The organism is Thalassotalea sp. PP2-459 (assembly GCF_001913705.1).
GTDB lineage: Bacteria > Pseudomonadota > Gammaproteobacteria > Enterobacterales > Alteromonadaceae > Thalassotalea_C > Thalassotalea_C hakodatensis.
In genome coordinates this window covers 155014-168242 of record NZ_MKQD01000065.1, presented here as the reverse complement: position 1 = coordinate 168242, position 13229 = coordinate 155014, and the positions used below count along the sequence as shown (strand labels likewise).

Here is a 13229-nt window from a genome sequence, read left to right as displayed (position 1 = left end):
AAATATTGGCTAATCTCAGTTTAAAAACCAATATTAACCGATAGCTGTAAGCGGCGTGCATTAATCAAGTCACGCGCTTTACCGAAGTTCTCACTGTCGGCAAATGGGTCGTAGTTGTAACCGGTTTGGTTATCAAATACATTAAATAAATCGGCACGGAATCTCACAGTGTAGTTATCAAACACGGTAAAGTTTTGCGTATAATTTAAGTCCATTTGCCAATGACTCGCTTCGCGGCGACTGCCGGCATGCTCAGCATAACGAATGGTGTCACTTGCATAGCCAAAGACCTCACCATCCCATTTTTCCCATACATCACCTGATTGGTAGACTAAGTAAGCACCAATATTGGCTTCCCAGTCGGTGGTGTAATAGCCATACGCTTTAAATACGTGAGGTTTATCACCATTTAATTTACCGTATTTACCATCCCATAGTTGACGACCTATACCATCCGCTAAGTTAGATGAACCGATAAATAAGTTACCATCACTGGCACCACTGGTAATATCTTGGTCATAGTTACCGTAGTAATGGCTCCACGTATATGAAACACTAGCAAAGTATCTGTCTGCGCTATATTCAGCTTCTAAACTCACTTCATAGTAGGTGTTTTTAGCGCCATCAAGTTCTGCAATAACGTAAGACGAACCGCCGATTTCATCACGCATTGCAGCTAAGTTTTCGATATATAAACCTTTTTCAGCAATATTCGCTGGCACACCACCAAATGGGCCATATTCACCATAAAGCCTTGCATTGTTCGGAGTATCTTCCCAAGGGTGTGATAATTCGCGGTGACGAACATGACCTTTTACGTATAACTTGTCTGTGACTGACTTTGTTGCACCAATGGTAATTTCATCGATACGTTTTGGCTTGATGCCTTCCTGGAAGAACTTACCCGACGAGCCACTCGCTGGTTGGTCAGTAATATAATCACCGTTCTCATCAAAGAGTACATCGATAGATTTTTGTGAATTACGTGCCCAAGATGCCGCACGCGCCAAAGACGATGCTTCAGGGTTATAACTTGCGTAGTTAGCAAACACGGTTGCATCTTCGGCATAATTCCAGGTAACGCCTAAGCGCGGCTGGAAGGTATCTTTAAAGTCAATGGTATGCATTTTGTATTTATGACCCAATGCAATTTCATAGCCTGATACATTTGAAGAGTTAGCTTTTAAATCTTGTCCATATAGCACATCTTTACTAATGACAAAACCCACGTTATAAACAAAATCACCATGTTCGATGGTGTCATTTACTTCGATGTTATATGACTTACTCGAAGAGGTAATTGGTGCAACGACATCACCCGTTTCACTTTCCAAACTCATTTGTTGCACACTAGCCGCATAGTAAACAGGTATATCGCCTTCGTAGTCATCAAATTGCTCACCACCAACATATGAAATTGAGCCCCAGCCATTTGATAAACGACTTAACACTTCAGTACTTTCTTTAAATTGAAAGCCTATGTGTAGGTTATGGAACGCATCACCAACTTCTAATGCGTGATCAAGTGAAATTTCAAAACTATCACGATAGAAATTTTGATTATTAAACTCATTGTCACCACCAATTGAACCACCACCACGTTTAGTGCCGTCATCACCAACATAACCGTACTGGTCAATCAGCATTTGTGCAACAACGTTGTCATAGATATCAGAATCTTCATCAAGCTCAGGGACTCTAAATAAGCCACTTTGATCAAGCTGACCCAATGGTAATGAATCACCGATACGCGGGTTTACATCATCAAATGTAGTATCTGGCGCACCCGCTGTTTCATAATCAAATTCACTGTATTTAAACGATAAGGTTGTCATATCATCAATTAGGTATGACCCTTCAATCAGCAAAATATCTTGTGTGGCATCATCACCGTTTGAGGTACTGTCGTGATCAAATGAACCAACCGATTGACCGCGGCCATCTCTATCAGAGGTCCGGTAGCTTAAATCTAATAATAAATCTTCAGTAGGTGCCCAAGTAAATTTACCAAAGTATTCGTCGCGAACACTTTTATAATCTTTTGCAGGACCATACGCGGTTTCTTTATTTACTCGCGTAACATCTGGGCGATAAAAAGAACCATAGAAAAACAATTCGTCTTCAATAATTGGGCCACTAATGCTACCGATAATCCAAGACTTATCTGTGGTAAATTGTGCTAGTTCTTTATTTTCAATATCTCTGTCGGCTACAAAGTTTTTATTTTGAATTTTGTATTCTAGGTTGGCATGAAATTCATTGGTACCCGATTTAGATTTAGAGTTCACCGCTACGCCGCCAGAACGGTTAAAGCCTACTGCTTTAGCACCACCACGGTCCATAGATACATGGGCAATATCATGTGTAGATGGTTCTGCAGATAAGTTACCGAACATAGGTAATGATACATCTACACCATCAAAGCCATATTTATTATCACGGCCAGAACCACCTGCGTTTACCCCTAACGTGGCATTTTCGCTGTATTGCACTCCAGGAATAAGCTTCATCATGTCACGAAAATCTTGGCCAACGGGTAGTGACTCAATCGCTTTTGAACCGATGGAGTTTGTTAGTGACGAGTCACCTTCACGCACAATATAAGATCCTGAAACTGTAATCACTTCGGTTGTTTGTGAAGGATCGATTAGAACCATATTCAGTTTCGATGTTTGATCTAAGAATACTTGAACTTGCGCAGTTTGCACGGTTCCATCTTTGGCTTTAAATGAGAGTTCATAGTTACCCGGTAATAAAGCTGGTAAACTATAACTACCATCGGCGCGAGTAACTGCCGTTCGAGCTTTTGGCATTACGTTACTTTTAGCGGTTACAACAACACCTTCTACTGAAGATCCTGTTCCTTCGCTCAATACTTTACCTCGAATGTCTGTGGCTGCGTTGGCGCTGGCAATGGCGCCTAGCCCTAACCCTATACATAAGGCTATTTTTTTAAGTTTCATGTTTGGCTTCTCCTAATTTATTATTATTTAATAAATCACTTGGTTAGCGAACGCCTCATTCTAAAAGTAAAGTACTATTAGTTACGTTATCCATGAGTGATCATTAATTATCCAACATAATTAACTTACCACACAACACGACAATGTAAATAATTTATTATTATAATTTTGCTATTTTAAAATATTTTAGTACGAAAATGTTGCTAATTTGTTAACACAAAATAAACAATATGTATACTTATCATAATTACTTGTGCATGATCTAAAATACATTGCTTTATGCAGACTCACTTACTTCGTCCAATAAATAAATAATAGACTGATATGGAATTCCACTATGTTGACTTAGACCTATCTCGCAGGTTCTACTATTACTAACCCCACGTTGGCAATTTTTTGGAACTTGATCAGACAAAGGACCTAATGCAGCTTTATTTAATTCTGGTAAGAAAAAACCTTTATCTCCAGCAAAGCCACAGCAATTAATGTCATTAGGAATAATAACATTATCGCAACACAATTCAGTTAGCATCGTTAACGCTTTAGCACCATCTTGTTGAATACTACTGCAGGTTTTATGCAGCATAATTGGTTCAGCAGTTTTTGTAATCGAAAGAGAGGGCACCACAGAGGTAAGTAAGTAGTCAGAAAGCTCAAAAATTCTGGATTGCTTTAATTGGCTTAACGTTAAAGCACAAGGGCTTGCATCAATAACAACAGGCCAACGTCCATTCTCAGAGGCAACATTTACTGCATCAATCAATTGCTGGGCTTTTTGGTCGGCCACCGCTTCATTCCCTTTAGACAACCAAGGCTTGCCACAACATAATGCATCAATTGAGTTAGGAATAATTAATTCTATATTTGCCTTCGCTAACACTGAAGATAAAACTGTGATTAATGAGCGCTGATCTTGCGCATTTTCGTCTGTTGCAAAAACTCGGTTTGTGCACGAAGAAATAAAAACAACTTTGCTTGCTTGCTGATTGTTTTTTTCACCAGAAGATGATGAGTGTGCTTGTTTAAGGTCGCTACGACTAGCACCATTCGGCCAACTATTTTGCCAGAGCGGAATTTTGTTATAGCTAAGTTTATTTAGCCATTTAAACATCATCTTTGTACGCTCTGGCCCCAACACCCGTGAAGTTTTGGCGATTAATGTTACCGCTTTGTTCGCACCCCATAATACCTTATCAAAATACTTAGCACTTAATTGCTGCGCCCATTGAGACTGGTTATTTCTCTCTCTTAAGGTATGAATAAACTTTCCTGTATCAATACCTACTGGGCATTGGTGAGCACACAACCCTGTAGCTGCACAACTATCAATACCGAAAAACTGATAACTTTGTGCTAATTCTTTGTATTCTAGCTGTTGCTTTTCAGACAGTTTCCCACGCTTATCTCGCGCTTTTAAATCGCTAATATGTCGCCAAACAGCAATGCGCTGTCGTGGCGTTAAGGTATAATTTTTTGACGGACATACCGATTCACAAAACCCACATTCAATACATTTATCAATAATGTTATCGGATTGCGGTAAAGACTTTAGATCTAATAAATGTGCATTCGCATTGTCATTAATAATGACTCCAGGATTCAATATATTTAACGGATCAAAAGCACTTTTGATTGACTGCATGACTTTGTAAATATGTTCTCCCCATTCCATTTCTACAAATGGGGCCATGTTTCTACCTGTGCCGTGTTCAGCTTTCAACGACCCTTGAAAATCAATCGCGATAAGATTAGAAACCGAACGCATAAATTGACTGTAGCGCTCTATTTCTTTTTGTTCTTCAAATGACTGACTGAAAACGAAATGTAAGTTTCCGTCTAATGCATGACCAAAAATTATTGCATCGTGATAGTTGTATTGCTGAAAAAGTTGATGCAACTTATCGACGCCATTTGCTAAATGCTCTAATGGTAAAGCAACATCCTCTATAATTATCGTCGTACCTGTTGTTCTAGCTGCGCCTACGGCTGGAAACATACCTTTGCGTATTGCCCACAGTTTTTCGATATTTTCTTTGCTTTGCGTAAATTTTTGAGCAGCGATCAAGTGAGAACCACAATCAGTAATGTGTTGTTCAATTAAGGCTAGCTTATTTACTAGCTCATCCGAAGTATCAGAGGATACTTCAATAAGTAGTCCTGCATGACGATGCGATAGCTGCTCTACTGAAATAAACGCTTTTAATTTATCTGTTACTGAATTTAGTGCCGTGCCATCCATTAACTCAATGGCAGATACCGACTCTGTCGCCAATTTGTGCACAAGTTCGCAGACTATCTGAATATCGTCAAAAACAAATAAACCAACCGCTGAGAATGGTTCAATTTCAATCGTGTGGTAGGTGATATCAGAAATAAAACCTAAAGTTCCCTCTGATCCAATCATCAAATGGCTAATGATATCAATAGGATCTGTGTATTCTAATAGGGCATTAACGCCATAACCCATTGTATTTTTCAATCGATATTTATGAGCAATTTTAACAGCAAGCTCAGGGGTTTTCTTAACGTTTTCGGCTAACGCCGATATTTCCGCAATTAATTTAGGATTCTCTCGAAGAAATTGTTCTCGCGACAATAAGTTCGCTGTATCTAGCACACTTCCATTCGCCATCACGATACGCATATCAGCCATAGTATGGTAACTGTTATTCTTTACTCCACAACACATACCAGATGAGTTATTTGCTGCAATTCCACCAATTTTACAACTATTTATCGATGCGGGATCAGGGCCAATTTTACGATCATAGCTTGCCAACGTACGGTTTGCATGTGCGCCAATCACGCCAGGTTGCAATCGTATTTTTTTTCCTTTCTCCAAAATATCAATTTTGCTCCATTCATGAGACAAAATTATCAAAACTGAATCCGTGATCGCTTGACCAGACAAGCTTGTGCCTGCGGCTCTAAAGGTAACGGGAACACAATATTGATATGACGCTTTCATCACATCAATAAGTTGCTGTTCGTTATCGATGTTAATGACAAGCTTTGGCACTAAACGATAAAAGCTTGCGTCTGTACCAAAGGCATAACGTTGAAGTTTATCAGTAATAATTTGGCTTTCGTCGAGAATCCCTTTTATTGCTTGTTGAAAAGCTGGGAATGATTTTTCTAACATTATTGCACGCTCGTTTTCTATTCCACAATTACAAAGTTAAGTTCTTATTCCATCAATTATGAAAACTGGAATAGTACACTGCTATAGACTAACGTTATTATTAATATTTTTAAATAAAATATGAATATTTTATTCCAAATATTTTTTATAAAAATATGCTTATTTATTTATTACTCGCTTATTAAAATGCGATGTCGCAATATTTTTTCTGGAAACTTTATTAGCAGTCATGATATAAATCCAAAAATAATTTATTACTTGTGAACTTTTAATCGATGTCAGCTCTTATCAAAATTAAAGCAATACAAAATTCGTTATCGGCAAGTGAGGCTAAAATAGCGTCGTTCGTATTAAAGTCCTCTAATGCAATAAGAGATTTATCTTCTCAAGAGTTATCAAGTGTTATTGGTATCAGTCAATCAAGTGTTATTAAGTTTACACAGAAATTAGGCTATAAGGGGTACCCTGCATTTAAGTTAGCGATAATAGATGCCCTGAATAGCGAAACTAATGATCCAAAACTACACGGAGAAATTACGCTTAAATCTAGCCTACCGCAAATATCTGACGTACTACTTAATAGTAAAGTTTCAGTGCTAACCGAAACTAAAATACTGATAGAGCAAGAATCTTTAGAGCAAGCTGTTAAATTAATTACTTCCGCGAATCGTATTCTCATCTGCGGATTAGGTGGCTCTGCATTAGTAGGTAAAGACTTTTCATATAAGTTACAAAAACTAGGCTATTCTGCATATGCGGAGCCTGATGGTCATGCTCAATTAGCTTTTGTTTCCACGTTCAAAAAAGGCGATCTTGTTTTTGCTATAAGTGAATCAGGACAAACAAGAGAAATTAGATCCGTCACTGAGCAGGCAAAAGCAAATAACAGTTCGGTTATTTCTTTAACAAAATACGGCTCAACTCCAGTTTCTGAGAATGCTGATGTCAAACTTTACTCAATAGCAGAACAAGAGTCATTGCGACTTTCATCTATTCTTGCAAGAACATCACAAGAATTTGTCATCGATATTTTATTTATTGCTATTACACAAGCATCAAGTCAAGGGCGTAAACTCCTAGAAAAAAGTAATATCGCCGTAAAAAGTTTTAGAGAAAGCTAAAGCGTACTAGTCAGTGCTAGTCAATGCTAGTCAATGCTAGTCAATGCTAGTCAGTGCTAGTCAGTGCTAGTATGATATTGTGTGATCTGTTAGCTAGCACTGACTAAAAACCAAATTCATTTGCCTTGAACACAACGTATACGTAAAGTGCAATACACTTTAAACAGTCTTTTGTTACTTATACAACAGATATTGTTTTCTTTGACGTTTAAATTCAATTAAGTCTTCTTTCCATGTCTCAACAATTTGTTCCTCACTGTTGCCAGCAAGTATCATCTTTCTAATTTTATCTGTTCCAGAGAGTTTATCCATAAAGCTCGGAGATTTGAAAAATTCAGCATCATGTTGCTTAAACTGTTGGTACCACTGGATAAGTAAACTTAAATCGAGTCCTTTTATATCGACATTTCGCAAGTCTTGACCTGTTAATTCTTTATCCATTAATTTAGGGTTAAGTGCGCTTCCAGGCATCGAAACAGGCGTAAAGTTAAAATTACCAATAAAGTATTTATCATGTCCTAACACTTGAAAAGGGTACACTGTTCCTCGACCTAAGCTAACATATGTTGATTCAAAAAACGTCAATGAAGGATAGAGCCTTATCGCCTGGTCATTAGGTAAATTGGGACTTGGCTTTATCGGCAAAGAGTAACGTTTATCTCGCGTATAGTTCTTAACGGTTATTACATTTAAATTCAGAGTGTTTTCCGTGTTCAACCAACCTTCACCCTGTATCATCAACGCCAATTCAGCTAAAGTCATCCCGTGTAAGATAGGGATAGGGTGCATTCCAACAAAAGAACGAAACTCTTCTTCTAAAATGGGCCCGTCAACAAACGCAATATTTGGGTTAGGTCGGTCGAGTACAATAAACTTTATATCAGCATCTGCTGACGCTTCCATCATATAATGCATTGAACTTAAATACGTATAAAAACGTAACCCAACATCCTGAATATCAAAAAGAATGACATCTAAATCCGTTAACACATCTTGTGAAGGTTTTTTATTTTTTCCGTATATAGAAATAATAGGTAGATTCGTTTTTGTATCAATGTTGTTATCGACAACTGCACCTGCATCATGATTCCCTCTAAAGCCATGTTCTGGCGCAAAAATGGCCTTTACTTTTACGTTTTTACTTAGTAAAAAGTCGACCAAATGTTGTCCGTTAACCAATGAAGTTTGGTTGACGACTAACCCCACTTTTTTATTTTTTAATAATGGTTTATACACATCCCACTGTTCAGCACCAACAACAATTGACTGCGCATGGCTATTAACACTTAACAATAAAGTAATGCAAAACAAATAATGTAGTGCGTATTTTATCAATTTCATTTTAAGTTAACTCGTTAATTGATTGATCAACCGCTTGTCTTAAAAAGCCATTGTTATTGTTCAATAAAAGCTTGGCTTCATCGACAGACAAACCCGTTAACACGAGTAAAATGGCAAGCTTCGCATTATTGCCTGCATTCGCGAGGGCACGAGTTGCTGTTTGTATATCACACCCACTTGCTTGCATCACAATACGTATAGCTCTTGCTTTTAATTTTTCATTACTCGCAAATACATCAACCATTAAATTTTCATAAATCTTGCCGGTTTTAATCATACTTGCAGTAGTCAGCATGTTTAGTATTAACTTTTGCGCGGTGCCTGATTTAAGTCGAGTGGAGCCTGTTAACGCTTCAGGACCTACTTCAGCACAAATAGCAATATCAGCTTCCTTGAGTAGTTCAGAAGCAGCATTACAAGCAACACCTATCGCTTTAGCGCCAACCTCTTTCGCATACTTTAACGCTGATATGGTATAAGGTGTTCTACCGCTTGCTGCTATACCTACCACAATATCATTTTTCGACAATTGCTTTTGCTTGAGCTCAGCGATTGCAAGTTCAGGATCATCCTCAGCTCCTTCAACCGCTTTATACATCGCACTTTCACCACCAGCAATTAACGCAGTTATTTGCTGATCAGTAACGCTAAACGTAGGAGGGCATTCAACTGCATCAAGTACTCCTAAACGACCACTTGTACCAGCTCCAATATAAATTAATCGACCGCCTTCACCAAAGGCCTTAACAATTTCTTCGACAGCTAATGCTACTTCCGGTATTGCCTGCTGTACAATCGCAGCTACCTTATGATCTTCTTTATTCAAAGAGACCAACAAACTTGTTGTATCTAATAAATCCAAATCCATGGTGTCAGGGTTACGGCCTTCCGAAGCCATGAATTGTAGTTCTTCAATCAATTTTGACTGGTCATTATTTACGTCGCCATTCATAACTACGTATTCTCCTTGTTTTCTTTATATAACAGTTGTTCTGCTAAAAAGCAGGCTCCGTCCAAAGCATTACCCTTGGGGGAAATTAAAAGTTTTAAAACTAATGGGTTTAAATAGGGTTTAGTTGGTTCTGCAAGGCCACCCAATAAAACGACAGGTAAATGATGGTCACCTCTCGTTATATCAATCAAAGTTTCAACATTCTTTATATGTTGAGATAAGACAGTTTTAGCCGTGAAACATTCATCATATAGCTCAAAAGCTAATGGCGCTATACTCGCAAAATCTACAGGCCGAGCCATTGTCGACCATTGGATGAGCTTATCTCTACCGCCAGAAATTTTATCGCAGAGCGCCTTACCTAAAAGACTGACTATTTCATCATTTGCTTCTAGCTCTGATAGTATGGACTGAATAATTAAAACGCCTAATTTGGCGCCGCTTCCTTCATCCCCTACCGTAAAGCCCCAGCCTCCTTTTAAAGCGCTATGACCGTTACCAGTCAACGTAGCTCCAACCGATCCTGTTCCTAATGAAATCATTGCTACTGGTTGCCCAGCATTCGCACCATACAGAGATGTTTTAGCATCGGTACAAAGTTCAAAACAACGAAAGTTTTTAGACAACCTATCAGCTAGTTTAGCTGACTTCTCTTTGTTACCAGCTCCAGCAAGCCCTACAACAATAGCAATTTGTTCTTTACGAGCACCAGAGAGCGTTAATAATTGTTCAATTAAGCTTTCACAGGTTTTGAGCGCTAGTTCATAGTCATTGGTTAACGATGCTGCCCCTCCTCTCACTTCCCATTTTTGACGGGTCTCTATATGTTGTAATCTAGCAATGGTTTTAGTACCGCCACCATCGACGCCTAAAATATAGCTTGGATTATTATTTTTAAAATTCATGCTTATCGCTCCATACAAGCATCAACCGGAATATGTGTCTCTTTGTTAGTCCCAAAACAACAGACTAAAAAGGAAACAAAAGCGCCTATGCATAATTGCCATGTAAAGCCTAAATCAAAGAGTAATTCTGCAGGTAAGAGTATCGACATTACATAAGGCTGAAAACACAATGTGATTAGAAAACCCATCACTAAAGCAGCAAGCACCGATGTTGAATTACCACGTTTTGTAAACAGTGCCGTTAAAAAGACACCAATTAGCCCACTATAGGAAAAGACCATGACACTCAGGGCAAACTTTAATAACGGCATATCTGTATAGCGTTGCCAATAAAAACAAAGAACAGCCATTAAGAATAGCGTAATTGCAACCAACGACATTCCCATTTGCCCTGTTTTAACATAATGTGATTCAGGCAGGCTAGCTTTGTTCTTTTCTTTGTAAGGTCGATAAATGTCATTTACCAAGACAGATGACATCGAGTTCAAACCAGAATTCAACGTTGATAAAGCGGCCGCTATTATGCCGATTGTCACTAAACCGCGAACACCCGCAGGAATTTCATTAAGGACGTAATACATAAAGATAGTGATTTTTTCCCCCTGAAAGCTTTGAACGAGATCACTACCTGCAGAAATTTGCATAATGTCGGGGCGTTGATACAAAATAAAAAGCAACAACCCAATAATGATAAATAACAGCATAACGGGTATAACTAAAACAACAGATAACAACATCGCTTTGTTTGCTTCTTTAACATTTTTACAGGTTAAAATTCGCTGTGTCATGTCTTGATCTAAACCAAATGCAGCAAAATTAAGTAAAACAAACCCGGTAATTGCTGACCAAAAGTTAAATACACCTGAGGATGAAAAATCCCAATCAAATTTGAATAAGGTTAATTTTGAGTCAGCGCCCGGTGCGGGATGTTGTAAGGCATCAATGATTTGCGTAAAGTTCGCTGGTATGGCTTGATATAAAAAATACAGTACAAAAAAAGCTGCGCTAACATAAACAGCGCATTGAATCACATCACCGTATATCACCGATCGAATACCGCCAAATACGGTATATAACAAGCCTGCCGCTGTTAATACCATTGTTGAAATAATGACGCTATTGGCATCAATATTACCAAATAAGATCATTGATACCGCGAGGGCTGCCATATATAAACGCGCGCCACTGGCAAAAATACGACCAAATAAATACATCATACCAGCTTGTTTTTTAGCCGCACTGCCCATGCGTTTTTCCAAGAGTTCATAGACAGTAAATACTTTGTTTTTATAAAATTTAGGGATCAAAATAATACTGACCAATATAGCGGCAACTACCGCACCTATATTAGTTGCTAAATAGGTGAGATCGCCTTGATAACCTTGATCTGGTCCACCTAAGAAAGTCGCTGCAGATTGTGATGTTGCTAATACCGAGATAGCAACCATCCACGTTGGTATCGTGTTACCGCCAAGAAAGTAATCTTGTGTATTGGTAGATTTCTTACGATTAAAATAAAGACCTGAGCCGATTAATAATACGCCGTAAAGACCGAATACAATCCAATCCAATTCAGAATATACTGAAGTCATAATCCCTCTATTCAAATATAGAAACAATCTAAGAATAATTTATTCTTATACTAGCACAATGATGTAATTAAATATAACTATTTAATTACTGAAATTTAATTAATCCATCGATTGATTCGATACCTAATCCAGGAAGGTTATTCAATTTAATAAGAGAGTTATCAAAAAGTACTCCGCCTTTAACAGGATCAAATCGTCCTAACGCAGGCCCATCTAAGTCGATTTTGGTAATAACCGTTGATTTTGCGACTGCTAAATGCGCTGCCGCAGCTACAGCAATACTTCCTTCGAGCATACAGCCTATCATGCAATCTACCTGATAAGCCTTAGCGATATCCGCAATGGTAATGGCTTTAGATATACCACCGGTTTTCATCAATTTTATATTGATAATATCAACACATTGGTTCGTGATAAGTTCAATAACTTGAGTGGGTGAAAATGCACTTTCATCGGCCATTATCGGTGTATTAATGCGATCACTAATATATTTCAAACCAGCAAAATCGTCTGCTTTAACCGGTTGCTCAATTAGTTCAAGTTGTATGCCTGCATTTTCAAAGAGGTTAGCGGCATAAACGGTTTGTTTAGCGCTCCATCCCTGATTAACATCTAAACGCAATAAAGCTTTTTCACCTACCGCTTGATGTATTGCTTTAACACGTTCAACATCCTCTAAAATATTGTGACCTATTTTTATTTTTAAAATATCAAAGCCATTTTCTAGCGCTTCCATTGCGTCTTTAACCATTTTATCGATCTGATCAACACTAATAGTAATATCAGTACGTAAGTTATTAGCACCTCCACCTAATAACTTACTCAACGGGGCTTTGTACTTTTTTCCCCAAAGATCATAAATAGCAATTTCTAATGCTGCTTTAGCGCTGGTATTATTCACCATACTCGTCTGAATAATTGTAATAATTCCGTTGAGGTTCTCAATTTCCATTCCACGTAGCTTGGGCAAATAAACTAATTCAACAGCCGCTATAATTGAGCCATGTGTATCACCCGTAATCACAGGTGTTGAAGGGGCCGAACCATACCCTACTTCTCCTGCATCCGTTTCAATGATGACAACTAAATCTTCAATATTTTCAACTGTTCTCATCGATGTTTTAAATGGCGTAATCAAAGGAACAACTAACTTTGCAAAACGAATATTAGTAATTTTCATTAGATTTCCTTGGGTTGCAATAGCGTTACATTA

General features: G+C 38.1%; 8 protein-coding genes. 1 reads left to right on the top strand and 7 read right to left on the bottom strand.

Going from position 1 to position 13229, the window contains the following annotated elements:
- Window positions 1-20: 20 nt before the first annotated feature.
- Together BI291_RS15545 and BI291_RS15540 are read right to left on the bottom strand one after the other, a co-directional pair.
- The gene (locus BI291_RS15545) at window positions 21-2963 is read right to left on the bottom strand and encodes a TonB-dependent receptor (protein ID WP_074499707.1); all 2943 of its coding nucleotides are present in this window, start codon (window positions 2961-2963) and stop codon (window positions 21-23) included.
- 277 nt (window positions 2964-3240) lie between these two features.
- The gene (locus BI291_RS15540; protein ID WP_074499704.1) at window positions 3241-6105 is read right to left on the bottom strand and encodes an FAD-binding and (Fe-S)-binding domain-containing protein; all 2865 of its coding nucleotides are present in this window, start codon (window positions 6103-6105) and stop codon (window positions 3241-3243) included.
- A gap of 275 nt (window positions 6106-6380) precedes the next feature.
- Here BI291_RS15540 and BI291_RS15535 point away from each other — a divergent pair, with 275 nt between their 5' ends.
- A complete protein-coding gene (locus tag BI291_RS15535) occupies window positions 6381-7226 on the top strand; it encodes a MurR/RpiR family transcriptional regulator (RefSeq protein ID WP_074499701.1) in 846 nt (281 codons plus the stop codon).
- 174 nt (window positions 7227-7400) lie between these two features.
- Here BI291_RS15535 and BI291_RS15530 read toward each other — a convergent pair whose 3' ends face one another.
- From BI291_RS15530 to BI291_RS15510, 5 genes are all read right to left on the bottom strand, one after another.
- Window positions 7401-8567, bottom strand: coding sequence for an exo-beta-N-acetylmuramidase NamZ domain-containing protein (locus BI291_RS15530; protein ID WP_074499699.1), 1167 nt, complete (start codon window positions 8565-8567; stop codon window positions 7401-7403).
- 1 nt (window position 8568) lies between these two features.
- The gene (murQ, locus tag BI291_RS15525; protein ID WP_074499696.1) at window positions 8569-9519 is read right to left on the bottom strand and encodes an N-acetylmuramic acid 6-phosphate etherase; all 951 of its coding nucleotides are present in this window, start codon (window positions 9517-9519) and stop codon (window positions 8569-8571) included.
- Window positions 9520-9521: 2 nt separating this feature from the next.
- The gene (locus BI291_RS15520) at window positions 9522-10424 is read right to left on the bottom strand and encodes a BadF/BadG/BcrA/BcrD ATPase family protein (RefSeq protein ID WP_074499694.1); all 903 of its coding nucleotides are present in this window, start codon (window positions 10422-10424) and stop codon (window positions 9522-9524) included.
- Between the two features lie 2 nt (window positions 10425-10426).
- The gene (locus tag BI291_RS15515) at window positions 10427-12016 is read right to left on the bottom strand and encodes a sodium:solute symporter (RefSeq protein ID WP_074499691.1); all 1590 of its coding nucleotides are present in this window, start codon (window positions 12014-12016) and stop codon (window positions 10427-10429) included.
- An 85-nt stretch (window positions 12017-12101) separates the two neighbouring features.
- Window positions 12102-13196, bottom strand: coding sequence for a dipeptide epimerase (locus tag BI291_RS15510; protein ID WP_074499688.1), 1095 nt, complete (start codon window positions 13194-13196; stop codon window positions 12102-12104).
- Window positions 13197-13229: the final 33 nt, after the last annotated feature.